Below are 15701 nucleotides of genomic sequence, written 5' to 3'. Positions count from 1 at the left end.
TTTTAGACTTAAGCGCCAATTTTACGGTATTTGCTACGTTTGGTTGCCAGATCATCACCATATTTCTTACGGCGATATTCTTCAAACTCAGTATAGTTACCTGTAAAGAATTCTGGTTGCTCATCTTCGAATGACAAGATGTGCGTTGCAATACGGTCTAGGAACCAACGGTCGTGCGATACCACCATCACTGTACCTGGGAAGACTAAAATTGCATCTTCCAGTGCACGTAAAGTTTCAATATCCAAGTCGTTTGATGGCTCATCCAGCAAGATCACGTTTGCGCCCTGCTGTAGAATTTTTGCCAGTTGTAAACGGTTACGCTCACCACCCGACAATTCACCAACGCGTTTTTGCTGATCCTGACCTTTAAAGTTAAAGCGACCAATATAAGCACGCGATGCAATTTCATAATCGCCCACTTTCAAAATGTCTAAACCGCCAGAAACTTCTTCCCAAACAGTTTTGTCATCATCTAGAGTGTCACGAATCTGACCGACATAAGCCACTTTTACCGAGTCACCCAAAGTCACGCTGCCCGTATCAGGTTGCTGCTCGCCAGTCATCATACGGAATAAAGTCGTTTTACCCGCACCGTTTGGACCGACAATCCCCACAATCGCTGCAGGCGGCACAGTAAAGGAAAGGTTTTCGTAAAGTAAGCGATCACCAAATGACTTGCTGATGTTTTCCACTTCCACCACTTTGTTCCCTAAACGTGGGCCAGGTGGAATATAAATTTCAGAAGTTTCGTTACGCTGTTGGAATTCACGCGAGTTAAGCTCTTCAAAACGCTCCATACGCGCTTTGTTTTTCTTTTGCTGGCCTTTCGCATTGGAACGTACCCATTCCAATTCTTTTTTCAAGGCTTTAGCAAAAGATTCTTCTTGCTTCTGTTCTTGCTCTAAACGGTTATTTTTCTGCTCTAACCATGAAGAGTAGTTACCTTGATATGGAATACCATGTCCACGGTCAAGTTCTAAAATCCATTCTGCAACGTTATCCAAGAAGTAACGGTCGTGGGTAATTGCCACAATCGTACCCGGGAAGTCTTTTAAGAAACGCTCTAACCAAGATACAGATTCTGCATCCAAGTGGTTCGTCGGCTCGTCTAGAAGCAGCATGTCTGGTTTAGACAATAACAAACGGCATAAAGCCACACGACGACGCTCACCACCCGATAATTTGTTAACATCAGCATCCCAAGCTGGCAAATTTAATGCTGCCGCTGCTTGTTCAAGCTGATTGTTCAGGTTGTGTGCATCCCAAGTTTGGATAATCGCTTCTAACTTCTCTTGCTCTTTTGCAAGTTTGTCGAAATCTGCATCTGGATCTGCATATTCTGCAAAAACTTGGTCTAAACGCTCTAAAGCATCTAAAGCTTCACGCACACCATCTTCCACGTTGCCGCGTACATCTTTGCTCGGGTCTAGTGGTGGTTCTTGCTCAAGATAACCAATTTTGATGCCTGGCTGTGCACGAGCTTCACCAGAGAAATCTTTATCTACGCCCGCCATAATACGGAGCAAAGTCGATTTACCTGCACCGTTTAAACCAAGCACACCAATTTTCGCACCTGGGAAAAATGATAAGGAGATGTCTTTCAAGATTTCGCGCTTAGGCGGAACCATTTTCGACACTCGGTTCATCGTATAAATATATTGGGCCACGTAGGACTCCTCAATAGAAAACCAAATCTGGGGCTCAGATGAGCAGCCCCTGCTCTAATGAGCGAAAAAATAATCGGGTATTATACCTGAATACGGAGAAAAAATAAGACACCACAAACATCTTGCATGCTTTGTTACAACTCTAGCGATCAGCGGATAAGCACAGGACTTTTTGCCTGCTATATCAAATTAACAGCTAAATATTGCAGCATTTTTACACTTTCTTTCATATTTAAAAGTGCTAGACTCAAACCAATTTAACTCACGAAGATGAAGTAAACATGACCTATAAAGACGAAACTTTGGCCATTCATGCAGGCTATAGCCCAGAACCAACCACCAAAGCCGTGGCTGTGCCTATTTACCAAACCACTTCTTATGCCTTTGATAATACGCAACATGGTGCCGATTTATTTGATTTAAAAGTACAAGGCAATATTTACACCCGTATTATGAACCCAACCACTGCAGTATTGGAGCAACGTGTTGCAGCACTTGAAGGCGGGATTGGCGCATTGGCTTTAGCATCGGGTATGGCTGCAATTACCTACGCAATTCAGACCATTACCGAAGCAGGCGATAACATTGCTTCAGTATCAACTTTATACGGCGGTACTTACAACTTATTTGCCCACACCTTGCCTAAACAAGGCATTGAAGTACGTTTCTTCGATTATCAACAGCCTGAAAGCTTACGCGACCTGATTGATGACAAAACCAAACTGGTCTTTGTAGAATCCATTGGTAACCCATTGGGCAATATTATTGACCTTGAAGCGATTGCGAAAATTGCGCACGAATACGGCATTCCAGTGGTGGTGGATAACACTGTAGCCACGCCTGTCTTGCAAAAATCATTTGATTTTGGCGCAGACATCATCATTCACTCACTGACCAAATATATTGGTGGTCACGGTACGTCTATTGGCGGCATTATTGTCGATAGCGGTAAATTCCCTTGGGGCAAATATCCTGAGCGTTTTAAAGCCTTAAATACACCTGACCCAAGTTACCATGGTGTGAACTATGTAGAAGCCTTAGGCGCTGCAGCATTTATTGCACGTGCACGTGTAGTACCACTACGCAATACAGGTGCAGCGATTAGCCCGCATAACGTATTCCTAATTTTACAAGGTTTAGAAACCTTAAGCCTGCGTATGGAACGCCATACTGAAAACGCGCAAAAAGTAGCGGAATATTTACAGGCACATCCAAAAGTGAAATGGGTCAATTACGCAGGTTTGAAAGATCACCCGCAACATGCGTTGGCACAAAAATATGTGAAAGGCAAACCTTCTGCAATTCTGTCTTTTGGTGTGCAAGATGGCCGTGAAGGCGGAACCCGCTTTATTGATGCACTGCAATTATTCACACGCTTGGTCAATATTGGCGATGCCAAGAGTCTGGCTTGCCACCCTGCAACCACCACTCACCGTCAGTTGAGTGCAGATGAACTCAAAGCGGCTGGTGTGAGTGAAGATATGGTGCGTTTATCCATCGGGATTGAACATGCCGATGACTTAATTGCCGATTTAGAGCAAGCTTTAGCAGCCGTATAAAAACTCATCAGTTCAAACTTTGTACTGGCATCCTGCTGATTAATTTCAACAGGATGCTTTTTTATTTTAATTTTTCTTTGTATGTCTTTGCATTAGCTTTATTTCATGGTAAAAATAAAGATATACAGCTCACAAAAATAGAGCAATTACTCTAAATTCATTTTTAAATTCAACCACTTATTCCATAGCTTTTTTTGTGCAATCGACTATCATAAAGCCAAGTAAAACAGTTCAAATTCAGTCTGAAATTTGAATCGTCAATCTCAATAAAAATGACAACTCAGGAATCTAAATCAGGAATATTAGCGTGAAGCCAAAATTAGAGAAACTTTTTCAACAGCGTGTAAATGGTAAAGTTGCCCTTATTACAGGTGCATCGAGTGGTATTGGTTTAACCGTGGCACATAAGCTAGCCGATGCAGGTGCGCATGTGCTTTTGGTGGCACGTACTCAGGAAACGCTCGAACAAGTCAAAGCTGAAATTGAAGCACGTGGTGGCAAGGCTTCAGTTTTCCCTTGTGATCTAAACGATATGGACTCTATTGATGCTGTATCGCAACAAATTCTTGCCTCTGTCGATCATATTGATATTTTAATTAACAACGCAGGCCGCTCAATCCGTCGTGCAGTACATGAGTCGGTTGATCGTTTCCACGACTTTGAACGTACCATGCAGCTCAACTATTTTGGTGCTGTGCGTTTGGTACTCAATATTTTGCCGCAGATGATGCACCGTAAAGATGGTCACATCATCAACATCAGCTCGATTGGTGTATTAGCCAACGCAACGCGTTTCTCGGCTTATGTGGCATCTAAAGCCGCATTGGATGCGTTTAGTCGCTGTCTATCTGCAGAAGCGCATACACACAAAATTGCGATTACTTCGGTGTATATGCCATTGGTTCGTACCCCAATGATCGCACCAACCAAAATTTATAAGTACGTGCCCACCCTTTCACCTGAGCAAGCGGCAGATTTAATTGCTTATGCGATTGTGAAACGTCCGAAGAAAATTGCGACACATTTGGGTCGTTTGGCTTCAATCACTTATGCGATTGCACCAGACATTAACAACAAACTCATGTCGATTGGTTATAACTTATTCCCAAGCTCTACCGCGTCTGTGGGCGAGCAGCAAAAACTGAACTGGGTACAAAAAGCGTATGCGCGCTTGTTCCCAGGTGAACACTGGTAATTTATACACAATTCAAGTTTTGCTTTAGGCGACCTACGGGTCGCCTATTTGTTTTTACAGCTTAGGTTGAACAGCGCACAACAATACAACATCACTTCAACAATTTTTAAATTGTGCAGCCGCAACTTTTCATGTGATTTTAATATTGGTTTAAGAAATAGCATTCAAAATGACATTACAATAATGAAAGGTACAACACATGAAAACTCTGTATCTGTTTAAGCTATTTTGTTTTTCTGCTGCGGGCTTAAGTTTTTATCACTTATATACTGAGCTTACGCGCAATCATGTAGACACATTTCAAGTGATGACACTGACAGGCCTGGTGGTCTTGTTAGTCGAATTGGGCTATCGCAGCCAACTTGCCGTGTCCATGTCGCATTCATCTGGTGCGATGTCCGAAGTTTCTGCCTCTTCTAATTACAGTTATTTCATGTCTAAATTGGCAGCAGGCAGTATTGCCACAAGTTTTGTTCTGCAAGGCTTAATCCGTTAATTGCTTATTTAAGATCCACAATCTCAACCATAACAAAACATTCAATTGCACCGCATTTTTATGCTATAACACAGCTGTTTTAAGTATTTTGAATGGATTATGCGAGCACTGGCCCTCATTTTACAGTATGGCTGTTTTGCCTTTGCCTTGTTTCTGAGTTATCAGGTTGCAACGGCGCTTTATCAGCAAGAATATGAACTTTTAGAGGTTGTTGCCGATGTCGGCACGATTTTAATTTGTATTGATTTGGGCGTATTTTTATTTAGCAGCAAAGCCTCACAAGGTTTAAATCTTCAGGAATATGCTCGCCAACTTGAAGCACCACCGTCAAAACTAGTCGCAGTGACTCGTAAACTTGGACATTTGGGAATTATGCTGATTTTGGTGAGTTGGATTGTACCGTTGATTTAAAATCCATCAAAAAATCTGTATATAAAAATGTTCCTGCAAAACAAAAAGCTCCCGAATTTCGGGAGCTTTTTGTTTGCGTAATTAAAACTTACTTCGAACCTTTAATCCCTGCTTGTAACAACAATGCGCCTAAACCACCAATTTTATTTTCTTGTGGTTTAGCGGCTTGTGGTTTTTTCGCTTGTGGACGCTCAGTCTGAGGACGTGACTGCTGTGGACGTTTCGCTTGTGGCTTACGCTCTGTACGCTGTTCTTGATCACGACGTGGTGCACGCGCTGCTTTTGCAGGTGCAGCCGAACCTTCAGGACGCATCGATAAATTCACACGGTTACGCTCTACATCAACCTGCAACACACGCACTTGAACAATTTGACCTGGTTTCACCACTTTATGCGGATCAGCCACAAATTCATTGGCCAACTCAGAAATATGCACCAAACCATCCTGATGTACGCCCACATCCACGAAAGCACCAAAGTTGGTCACGTTGGTTACAACACCTTCAAGCTGCATGCCTTCAGTCAACTGTGCCACTTCAGTAATATCTTCACGGAATTTAGCCGTACGGAATTCAGGACGTGGGTCACGACCTGGTTTTTCCAATTCAGACAAAACATCCTGAATAGTTGGTAAGCCGACTTGCTCATCCACAAATTCTTCAGCATTCACCGAACGGATAATTTCAGTATTACCAATAATATCTTTAACCGTGGTCGCTTTGGCAGCCACAATTTTTTCTACTAAACCATAAGATTCAGGGTGCACTGCAGAAGCATCCAAAGGCTCAGAACCTGCCTGAATACGTAAGAAACCTGCTGCTTGTTCAAAAGTACGTTCGCCTAAACGCGGTACGTTTTTCAAAGCTTGGCGATTGTCAAAACGGCCATGTTCTTTACGGTATTCAACAATTTGCTGTGCAATGGCTTTATTCAAACCTGCGATATAACCCAAAATTGCTGAAGATGCCGTGTTGACATCGACACCGACCGAGTTCACACAGTCTTCTACCACAGCTTCTAAGGTTTTTGCTAAACCTGCCTGATTCACGTCATGTTGATACTGACCCACACCGATTGATTTTGGATCAATTTTTACCAACTCTGCCAATGGGTCTTGCAAACGACGTGCAATCGACACTGCACCACGAATCGACACATCTAGTTCTGGCAACTCTTGCGATGCCAATTCAGAAGCTGAATACACAGATGCACCCGCTTCAGATACAGACACACGTGTTAATTTCAAGTCACTGTGCGCCGCCATCATTTCTGCCACAACCGCTTCAGTTTCACGGCTTGCAGTCCCGTTACCAATCGCGATTAAATCAACATTGTGCTCACGGCATAAACGTGCAAGTTCTTCAATCGCGCCTGCTTTGTCTTCTTTAGGTGCAAATGGATAAACCGTGCTATGTGCAACCACATCGCCAGATTGGTTCACCACAGCCAGTTTGACACCTGTACGGATACCAGGGTCTACACCCAGCGTACAACGTGCGCCTGCAGGTGCAGAAAGCAATAAATGACGCAAGTTTTCTGCAAAGACATCCATCGCTTCAGCTTCAGCAGCCAAACGCTTTTCAGTCAATAATGAATGTTCGATTTGTGGACGCACTTTGCCCAACCAGAACAATTTTGCCGTTTGCTTTAAAAAGTCCTGACGTGCTTGCGGCTGAATCTGATCTAAATTGTATTCAGTTTCAATACGTGCCAAAGGCGCACTGTCTTCACCATCAACTTTTAAGCCCAAGACGTTTTCTTGGCGACCACGCAACATCGCCAATAGACGATGTGATGGTACTTTGTTGAGGTTTTCTGAAAAATCGAAGTAATCACGGAATTTTTTGCCCACTTCTTTTTTCTCTTCAGAAGCAACCAAGCTTTTTAATACCGCTGTTTTGGCAAAAATTTCTTTTAATTCTGTGGTTAAGGCAATATTTTGTGCCCATTCATCAATCAGAATGTGTTGTACCGCATCTAGCTGACTGTCTGCATCAGGATAGTCTGCATGACTAAAGCCTGCTAAAGCTTCGCTTGGCTCAACCTGTTCTGCAAAAATTTGCGCTGCAATTGGGCCTAAACCTGCTTCTTTAGCTTTAAACGATTTACTGGTGCGTTTTGGACGGTAAGGCGCGTAAATTTCTTCTAAAGCATTTTTGGTTTCAGCAGCGTTAACCCGTGCCAATAAATCATCAGATAATTTATCTTGTTCTTTGAGTGATTCTATTACTTTTTCGCGACGCTCATATAAATCACGTAAATACGATAAACGTGTATCGAGCTGACGTAGCTGCGTGTCATCTAAACCTTGCGTCACTTCTTTACGGTAACGTGCAATAAATGGAACGCTAGCACCTTCATCAATCAGTTTGATGGCAGCTTCTACTTGATTTGGTCGTACGGCAAGTTCTTTTGCTAACTGCTGAACTAAGTCAGTCATCGTGTGTGATCCTACAAGGATAAGTACTAAAAGCCATGATTATAAAGACCAAGACTATAAAATCCACAATTGTTTTATGAATTTTATAAATGGTGGTTTTTTGGCGATTTTTGCCAATTCGGCAAAATTTTATAAATCTAAATAAAATTCAGGCTTATGTTAGACTCAAATGGGCAAATATGTCAGTTTTTCGCATGGGAATGCTGTATATATTTGGTATCTATGTCTTGATTTTATCTGCAATATTTGTTGCTTTAGAGCATAGGCAATAGATACCAATGAATCGTATACTCAAAGCCAACTCAACTTTTTGTTTACGATGACAATAAAGAATAAAGGAGCACATCATGAGTTTAGTTGTACCTGCTGAAAAAACAGATGCCGTACACAGCGAAACTGACCGCGTTGAACGCATTCTCGTTGTCGATGATGATGTGCGTTTACGTACCCTGTTACAGCGTTTCTTGGAAGATAAGGGCTTTGTGGTCAAAACTGCCCACGATGCAACGCAAATGGATCGTTTGTTACAGCGTGAACTGTTCTCTTTAATCGTGCTGGATTTTATGCTGCCTGTAGAAGATGGTTTAAGTATTTGCCGTCGTTTACGTCAATCTAACATCGACACGCCCATTATTATGCTGACGGCTCGCGGTAGTGACTCAGACCGTATTGCAGGACTTGAAGCAGGTGCAGATGATTATTTACCAAAACCATTTAATCCAAATGAGCTGTTAGCGCGTATTCGTGCTGTATTGCGTCGTCAAGTGCGCGAAGTACCGGGCGCACCAAGTCAGCAAATGGAAGTGGTTGGTTTTGGCCCATGGTCACTAGATTTATCGACCCGTACTTTGACACGTGAAGGTCAGGTCGTGACACTGACTACAGGTGAATTTGCAGTACTCAAAGCCTTGGTACAACATCCTCGTGAGCCTTTAACTCGTGACAAGTTAATGAATTTGGCACGTGGTCGTGAATGGGGTGCTATGGAGCGTTCGATTGATGTTCAGGTTTCACGTTTACGTCGTTTAATTGAAGAAAACCCTGCCCGTGCGCGTTATATTCAAACGGTTTGGGGTGTAGGTTATGTATTTGTTCCAGATGGCGCGGAATAAGTTGAAAATGATGTGAGGCTTCAGCCTCACATCTTCATGCAATGATCAACATTTATGCACACCGATCATTGTGCTAGATTTAAAGAACAGACATTCCAATAACAAGTATATTCATCATAAAATTTCACTCACTAAATTCGCTTTACAACCTCTGCCACAGGACAAGATGTGAAACTCGAACCCATCGACCCACAAGAATTTACCGACTATGTGGCGTATTCTGAAAAGAAACGTACCCGCTGGGAGCGTTTTCTAGACAAAATCAAACCACGCTCTGCAGCCATGCGCACCACGGTACTGGTGGTTTTTGTGGTGTTGTTTAGCCTGTTTATGTCGTTGTGGTTCTTTTGGCGCACCTTGTATTTACCTGAAATTCAACAACACGCCCGCTATTTAGCGGTTGAACTGGAAATTTTAAACAATCCAGATTTGCGCATTTTTCACAATGAAGCCGAAGTCGATGTCGATGCGTGGCTTAAAAATCGGGTCGGCATTGAATATGTAACCGATCCACGTGAGTTTCCTAATGTACGGGAAAAAGTCATTGCAGAGTTTTTTACCCAACAAATAGAAAAGAAACTGGCAACTGAATTAAAAATGCAGGATGTCACGGTCTATTTCCAGTTCAAACCAAGCCCGCGTATTTGGATTCAAACCCCAGAAATGAATGGCAACTGGGTACGTGAACCCCTTAAAACCTATGCCAACTACAGCCCTGAATTGGTCTTTGGCTGGCTTTTGGGTATTCCACTGTTAGCTGCAGCAATTATTTTAACTCTAGTACGTCAGCTGAATCGTCCTTTGCGTCGTCTGCAAAATGCCGCCAATAGCTACAGTAAAACAGGCAAAGCACCTTATTTAGAAACCAATCACGGTCCGCAGGAAATTCGTGAGGTCAACCAAGCCTTTAATCACATGATTTATACCTTGGAACAGACTGAACGTGACCGTCGTATCATGTTGGCAGGTATTTCACACGACCTGCGCACGCCACTGACACGGATTCGTTTAAGTGCCGAAATGATGCCCGATGATGATTTTTTAAAAGAAGGCTTAATTTACGATGTAGAAGATATGGATGCGATTTTAAATCAATTCATTTCTTATATGCGTGATGGTTCCGATGAAGAATTACAAGAAACCGATTTAAATGTTTTGCTGCAGGAATTGATTATTCAATTTAAACCGTTGGATATTCGCTTTAACGCACAAGAATTACCTTTAATTCAGGCGCGCAGTTTGTCGCTGAAACGTCTGATTGGCAACCTGATTAATAACTCGAAACGCTATGGTGCAGAGCCAATTGAGTTGTCTGCAGAAGTGCTGGATGAACACATTCGGATTAGCGTGGCAGACAACGGTACAGGCATTCCAGAAGACCAAATTGCCGATTTAATGCAGCCTTTTGTACGCGGCAATGAAGCACGTACTGTACAAGGCAGTGGCTTAGGTTTGGCAATTGTAAAACGTATTGTCGATATTCATCAGGGCGAGCTCACCATTCAAAACCGTGAACACGGTGGTCTTGAAGCCATCATTACCCTGCCGTTACAACCTGAAATCGTTGAAGAAAAAAATAATGTTGGCACGCTGGAAAAAATCAAACAAAGTTTGAGTGAACACTTCTAAACGGCTGACGCTTTTGATCTCTATCTGGCTTGCTATATACCAATTTCAGACCAACAGCAAATCGGATGGACGATCAAAGTAAAAAGTTCAGATGGTGCATATCAAAATTGTATAAAAATATATCAAACAAATTATAATATTTACCTTTTGATATATAAATAAACGATTAAATTCAATTATTTATGTATTATTTTATATTTTTATACCACCATTTAGGCAAAAAATTAGACCTTAGCCTAACACCTATGCAAAATACCTTTTTTGATCGGTACAATCGGTATCAGTCTAGTATTTTACGAGAGTTCGCCATGTCTTTAGATCGCATCCGTTTAGCCTCCCTCCACGACAAAGTAATCAGCGCAGAACAAGCTGCTGAATTCGTTCAAGATGGTATGACCGTAGGTATGAGTGGCTTTACTCGTGCGGGTGAAGCAAAAGCTGTTCCACTTGCATTGGTGGCACGCGCTAAAACCAACCCTTTAAAAATTGACTTAATTACTGGCGCAAGTCTTGGTAATGATTTAGACAAGCAATTGACTGAAGCAGGTGTTTTGGCTCGTCGTATGCCGTTCCAAGTAGACAACACCTTGCGTAAAGCAATTAACCAAGGTCAAGTTATGTTCATTGACCAACACTTGTCTGAAACTGTTGAGCAAATGCGTAACAACACGCTAAAACGCCCAGACATCGCGATTGTTGAAGCAGTTGCAATTACTGAAGACAGCCTAATTATTCCAACAACTTCTGTAGGTAACTCTGCAAGCTTTGTTGAATATGCAGATAAAGTCATTATCGAAATCAACACCACTGTAAGCACAGAATTTGAAGGCCTACACGACATTTATATTCCTGAAGCACGTCCAACACGTGGTCCAGTGCCATTAACTCACGTTGAACAACGTATTGGAACCAAAGGTATTCAGTTAGACCCTGCAAAAGTTGTGGGTATTGTATTTAACGATACCTTGCTTGACTCTCCATCTAACGTGACCGATCCAGATGACGAAACTCAAGCAATTGCAGATCACTTGATCGCATTCTTTGAAAACGAAGTAGCACAAGGTCGTTTACCGAAAAACTTGGCACCTTTACAAGCAGGTATCGGTTCAATTGCAAATGCAGTATTAACAGGCTTCAAACACTCTAACTTTGAAGACTTGGTGATGTACTCAGAAGTACTCCAAGACTGTACGTTTGAATTGATTGATGCAGGCAAAATGAAGTTCGCTTCTGGCTGTTCAATGACTTTGTCTGAAAAATGTGGCGATCGCGTATTTGGTAATCTTGCACACTACAAAGACAAATTCATTTTACGTCCACAAGAAATTTCTAACTTCCCTGAGTTAGTACGTCGTTTAGGCATCATTGGTATTAACACTGCACTTGAGTTTGATATTTACGGTAACGTGAACTCAACCCACGTATGCGGTACCAAAATGATGAACGGTATTGGTGGTTCAGGTGACTTCGCGCGTAACGCACACTTGGCGATTTTCGTGACTAAATCGATTGCGAAAGGCGGTGACATTTCATCTATCGTTCCAATGGCTGCGCATGTAGACCACAACGAACACGACGTTGACATCTTAGTCACTGAGCAAGGTTTAGCAGATTTACGCGGTCTTGCACCACGTGAACGCGCTCGTGCGATTATCGACAACTGTGTACACCCAATGTACCGCAATGCATTGAATGATTACTTTGAGCGTGCATGTGCAAAAGGTGGTCACACTCCTCACCTACTTCGTGAAGCATTATCTTGGCATGCAAACTTCGAAGAACACGGTCACATGTTGACTCCTGCACAACAAGAATCTGCGCAACCAGCATAATTCGCGTGCAATAAAAAACGCCCTGATTTTTCAGGGCGTTTTTTTATGTCTTAAGTTTTTATGTCTTAGATTGTCACAAGGTCATTTGCGACAACGCACTCCATTTTACTCAAATGCCAAAGCTTTAAATTCATCTATAAAATGCTGCCCTAACTGGCGTAAACCATCCACACTGAGTGTGGTTTCAATCACACCCAAAGACACCACATCACGTTGAATTTGCAGCACAGTTTGACCTTGCGGGTTGATATAAAAACGAGAACCCAAAGTTGCAAATTTGCTTGCTAAGTCTAGGTTTTGTTCAGCTCGAACTTGATTCACCACATCTTGCGCGGTAAAACGGTATTGATCATGCAGCAAATTTAAGCTGTTGGATTGCCCATATTCTGCACTTAATGCACAATCATCCAAGACCTGTAAAGGCTGATCAAGATTGGCAAAAGCAGTCGCAGGGAGACTCAGCGCAAGACTGAATAAAATAGGGAGAGAAAATTTTAACATTGGACACCTCGCACATAGGTAAATTACACCTGTGGAGAAACATCCTTTTTTCACCAACTTATATTTTAAGTTCAAAAATCACTCAATACATTGACTTTTTATACCAAGCGACCTAAACGCAGCAAAACTGGAAACTGAATTTCCAAGCCCTGAGCAGGTTGCTGCTGCAACAATTGTTGTAATTCAAGCAAGGGCGTATCAGTATGTTGCTTTAAATAATGCTGCAGTCCCGACCAAGTGTTTAAATAATTCAGCAATTGTGCTGCCGACCAACGATATTTCAGGCAAAGTTCGGGTGTCACGATTTCTTGAAATGGGAAAGGAATCGTGCGATATAAGTCATCAATATAACGACGTTCAGCATCCCAACAACCTTTTAAGGTCTGAAAATACAAGCGTTGAATTGCGGTATTCACCTCAGGATCTACAGCTTGAATCAGACCGTAGCCCACCGCAGCAAATATTCCACTCGGTTTTAGCACCCGATGCACTTCGGCATAAAAGGCATCAAAATTGAACCAGTGAATCGCTTGTGCAACGGTAATTAAATCCACACTCGCATCTGCCAATCCGCTGTCTTGCGCCAAGCAGATACGATAACTCACATTTGCCCACTGCGGTGCCAAATCCAACTGTGCTTGACTTAAATCTGTGGCTAAAATCTGCTGAAAATGTGGTACCAATAACTGGGTAAACTGCCCCGAACCGGCACCACAATCCCAGGCAAAAGTTCGTTCAGGTACATGCTTTAAAATTTCCTGGACAATTTCTGCAGAATAAGCCGGACGGGCCTGTTTATAGCGCAAGCTGTCATCAGAAAACAGATCTTTCATTTAACGATGCTCATAATATTTATAAATTTAATCAATGACCTGATCAATTCTAAAACTGGTCTGGGCAATGAGCACCCGCTGATCATTCAATTGATAATATTTAACATCGTATGGAGCCAATTTCCAGCTCTGGGCAGGATTAAAACTGACCCGGTGGTTCCCGACTGGCTGAGCATATAACGGAGTAATGATCTCTGAAGAACATGACTAGCTCACAGGCTGAAAACAGCCCCAATTTTCAACTGCGCAGGCATTTGCCACTTTCTCGCGGCGGCAAATATAGGCTTCGCTGGCAAAGCTAAGGATTTTTTCAAAAGAAAAATGATTACTTTTTCGGTGTCGGTAGCTCAGGTACAGAAAAATTATTTATAGAAGGTTCAATCGTACCAATGCTGACATTTTTCAGGTCGAGCTGTATATGCATATCACGATCGATGGGCTGCATACTGTTGCTATTGCTACGATCAATATGCTGCATACTGTTGCTACGGTTTATACCAAAGGGTTGCAACATAATATACAAGCCTTGTGTAGGATCACTCGACTGTAAACCCTGAGCAATACTCAATACATACTGTTGTAGAAAGGGCGATAACGAATTTAGGTCGGGTTGTGCTTGTAAGGGCTGAATTTCCAGATTGGCAACCACATAGCTGTCGATCATAAAGTTTTGTGCTTCACGTGAATTACGAATAACTTGATGCTGTAAAGCACGGAGATTTTTTTCATCATTCTGATACGGCACAATCCCGGTTTCTGTACGTAACTCTGGCTCGGCCAGTACGTGCAGGGTGGGTAAGGTCACCGCGTCATCCGCGTGGACCATCATGCTCCATGGACAGCCCAATATCAGCAGCAAAGGATATATTTTTATAAATTTCATAAACTTGTCTCGCAATGTAATTTCAGGACAATGCAGTTTTACACCATGCAAGAAAAAAATTTTTCACTGCAACCGTATACGTTTTATAGCCTACCTGAAAATCAATTTTGGCTCACCTTGACTCGGATAAACGGTCTTTTTCACTTTCTTAAATCTATTATGGGTATGCAATTTTTCTTGGAATTTTAATGCGCTTTGCATGTAATTATAATTCTCTATGACCAACCTAGAGGCGAAAAAAAAACCTCAAACAGTGTTTGAGGCTTTTTGAATATGGTGGCGAGACCCAGGATCGAACTGGGGACACACGGATTTTCAATCCGTTGCTCTACCGACTGAGCTATCACGCCAATGCCGTGTATTAAGCCGTATCTCGGCTGAATAGTCAATAAAAATCATCACTTTTTTATTTGATCGCATAAATTTTATGCAAAAAAAATCCCTGATGGGATCAGGGATTGAAAACGTTTAACCGTTTTGAATATGGTGGCGAGACCCAGGATCGAACTGGGGACACACGGATTTTCAATCCGTTGCTCTACCGACTGAGCTATCACGCCAATGACGCGTATTAAACAGTTTCAGCTGTAAATCGTCAATAGTCTTTTTCGCTTTTCAGTGCAAATGTTTACTTTTACAGCAACCTCATTCTATTTCTGCTGAAATATCACCCAAAAATTTAAAAATGAGTTCTTTTCCAATTAAATTTTGACAAACTTCCGATACGCGAATGTGGGGCACGGATGCCCCACGTTACCCATCACGACAAGGATGTCGTGTATGGGTAACAAAAGACTTTTGCCTACTTTGGGTCTTGCCAAAGTAGGAAGATGCCTACGCAAAGCTATTTAAACCTTAGCTAAAAATTGTGGCTGTGCAAGCACAAAAAACAATATAGGATTTAGTTGACATCCTCCCCGACCTAAAGGACGGAGATTCCTACTGCTAGACGCTCATGCCCGAGCGCAAGAATATTCAGTGCGGAATTTACATCCCGATCATGGAGCGTACCACACTCCACACACTGCCATTCTCTTATTCCAAGTCCTGCTCTACCTTCCGGACTACTGGAGCGTGAGCCACAGCACGAACAAATTTGGGTGGTATAGGCTTCATTGACTTCTTCATAACATACCCCTG

General features: G+C 42.3%; 13 protein-coding genes and 2 tRNA genes. 7 read left to right on the top strand and 8 right to left on the bottom strand.

Features of this window, described 5'->3' with window-relative positions:
- Positions 1 to 8: 8 nt before the first annotated feature.
- On the bottom strand, positions 9 to 1670 hold the full coding sequence (gene ettA, locus FTU09_RS02705; protein ID WP_004974427.1) for an energy-dependent translational throttle protein EttA: 1662 nt from the start codon (positions 1668 to 1670) through the stop codon (positions 9 to 11).
- Between the two features lie 281 nt (positions 1671 to 1951).
- On the opposite strand from ettA, the gene FTU09_RS02700 reads away from it, so the two are divergent.
- The 4 genes from FTU09_RS02700 (at position 1952) to FTU09_RS02685 (ending at position 5331) form a co-directional block, all read left to right on the top strand.
- Positions 1952 to 3229, top strand: a complete 1278-nt coding sequence (locus FTU09_RS02700; RefSeq protein ID WP_004974425.1) for an O-acetylhomoserine aminocarboxypropyltransferase/cysteine synthase family protein — start codon at positions 1952 to 1954, stop codon at positions 3227 to 3229.
- Positions 3230 to 3536: 307 nt separating this feature from the next.
- Entirely contained in the window at positions 3537 to 4424 is an 888-nt protein-coding gene (locus tag FTU09_RS02695; protein WP_004974423.1) for an SDR family NAD(P)-dependent oxidoreductase, read from the top strand.
- Positions 4425 to 4623: 199 nt separating this feature from the next.
- On the top strand, positions 4624 to 4920 hold the full coding sequence (locus FTU09_RS02690) for a hypothetical protein (protein ID WP_004974421.1): 297 nt from the start codon (positions 4624 to 4626) through the stop codon (positions 4918 to 4920).
- 99 nt (positions 4921 to 5019) lie between these two features.
- Positions 5020 to 5331: a hypothetical protein gene (locus FTU09_RS02685; protein ID WP_019838218.1), complete on the top strand. Its 312-nt coding sequence runs from the start codon at positions 5020 to 5022 to the stop codon at positions 5329 to 5331.
- An 88-nt stretch (positions 5332 to 5419) separates the two neighbouring features.
- On the opposite strand, the gene FTU09_RS02680 is transcribed toward FTU09_RS02685, so the two are convergent.
- Positions 5420 to 7771, bottom strand: coding sequence for a Tex family protein (locus FTU09_RS02680; protein ID WP_096901295.1), 2352 nt, complete (start codon positions 7769 to 7771; stop codon positions 5420 to 5422).
- Positions 7772 to 8118: 347 nt separating this feature from the next.
- Between FTU09_RS02680 and ompR the strand changes: the two genes are divergently transcribed.
- The 3 genes from ompR (at position 8119) to FTU09_RS02665 (ending at position 12344) form a co-directional block, all read left to right on the top strand.
- Positions 8119 to 8883 carry a two-component system response regulator OmpR gene (ompR, locus tag FTU09_RS02675; RefSeq protein ID WP_104852661.1) on the top strand — a complete coding sequence of 255 codons (765 nt, stop codon included), beginning with the start codon at positions 8119 to 8121 and terminating at the stop codon, positions 8881 to 8883.
- Between the two features lie 168 nt (positions 8884 to 9051).
- Positions 9052 to 10512 (top strand): ATP-binding protein, encoded by a 1461-nt coding sequence (locus FTU09_RS02670; protein ID WP_004974413.1) that lies wholly within the window; start codon positions 9052 to 9054, stop codon positions 10510 to 10512.
- A 308-nt stretch (positions 10513 to 10820) separates the two neighbouring features.
- Positions 10821 to 12344, top strand: coding sequence for an acetyl-CoA hydrolase/transferase family protein (locus FTU09_RS02665; RefSeq protein ID WP_004974412.1), 1524 nt, complete (start codon positions 10821 to 10823; stop codon positions 12342 to 12344).
- A 105-nt stretch (positions 12345 to 12449) separates the two neighbouring features.
- Here FTU09_RS02665 and FTU09_RS02660 read toward each other — a convergent pair whose 3' ends face one another.
- From FTU09_RS02660 to FTU09_RS02635, 6 genes are all read right to left on the bottom strand, one after another.
- Positions 12450 to 12845, bottom strand: coding sequence for a hypothetical protein (locus tag FTU09_RS02660; RefSeq protein WP_004974410.1), 396 nt, complete (start codon positions 12843 to 12845; stop codon positions 12450 to 12452).
- Positions 12846 to 12943: 98 nt separating this feature from the next.
- Complete coding sequence (locus FTU09_RS02655; RefSeq protein WP_154320240.1) at positions 12944 to 13678, bottom strand: class I SAM-dependent methyltransferase; 735 nt, start codon at positions 13676 to 13678, stop codon at positions 12944 to 12946.
- Between the two features lie 325 nt (positions 13679 to 14003).
- Positions 14004 to 14504, bottom strand: coding sequence for a hypothetical protein (locus tag FTU09_RS02650; RefSeq protein WP_256732317.1), 501 nt, complete (start codon positions 14502 to 14504; stop codon positions 14004 to 14006).
- A gap of 331 nt (positions 14505 to 14835) precedes the next feature.
- Positions 14836 to 14911 (bottom strand) — tRNA-Phe (locus FTU09_RS02645).
- A 134-nt stretch (positions 14912 to 15045) separates the two neighbouring features.
- Positions 15046 to 15121: transfer RNA gene (locus tag FTU09_RS02640), tRNA-Phe, on the bottom strand.
- A 362-nt stretch (positions 15122 to 15483) separates the two neighbouring features.
- The coding region (locus tag FTU09_RS02635; RefSeq protein ID WP_179991410.1) for a zinc ribbon domain-containing protein at positions 15484 to 15701 on the bottom strand (218 nt) is incomplete at its 5' end.

The organism is Acinetobacter sp. YH12058, from assembly GCF_013419805.1.
GTDB lineage: Bacteria > Pseudomonadota > Gammaproteobacteria > Pseudomonadales > Moraxellaceae > Acinetobacter > Acinetobacter towneri.
Note: the sequence above shows the minus strand (reverse complement) of the source record. Positions and strands in the feature narration are given on the sequence as shown.

What these genes read in the sequence shown, in the direction of transcription:
- FTU09_RS02700 (WP_004974425.1), top strand. Translation starts at nt 1,952, where the DNA reads ATGACCTATAAAGACGAAACTTTGGCCATTCATGCAGGCTATAGCCCA.
- FTU09_RS02690 (WP_004974421.1), top strand. Translation starts at nt 4,624, where the DNA reads ATGAAAACTCTGTATCTGTTTAAGCTATTTTGTTTTTCTGCTGCGGGC.
- FTU09_RS02685 (WP_019838218.1), top strand. Translation starts at nt 5,020, where the DNA reads ATGCGAGCACTGGCCCTCATTTTACAGTATGGCTGTTTTGCCTTTGCC.
- FTU09_RS02680 (WP_096901295.1), bottom strand. Translation starts at nt 7,771, where the DNA reads ATGACTGACTTAGTTCAGCAGTTAGCAAAAGAACTTGCCGTACGACCA.
- ompR (WP_104852661.1), top strand. Translation starts at nt 8,119, where the DNA reads ATGAGTTTAGTTGTACCTGCTGAAAAAACAGATGCCGTACACAGCGAA.
- FTU09_RS02665 (WP_004974412.1), top strand. Translation starts at nt 10,821, where the DNA reads ATGTCTTTAGATCGCATCCGTTTAGCCTCCCTCCACGACAAAGTAATC.
- FTU09_RS02660 (WP_004974410.1), bottom strand. Translation starts at nt 12,845, where the DNA reads ATGTTAAAATTTTCTCTCCCTATTTTATTCAGTCTTGCGCTGAGTCTC.
- FTU09_RS02655 (WP_154320240.1), bottom strand. Translation starts at nt 13,678, where the DNA reads ATGAAAGATCTGTTTTCTGATGACAGCTTGCGCTATAAACAGGCCCGT.
- FTU09_RS02650 (WP_256732317.1), bottom strand. Translation starts at nt 14,504, where the DNA reads ATGGTCCACGCGGATGACGCGGTGACCTTACCCACCCTGCACGTACTG.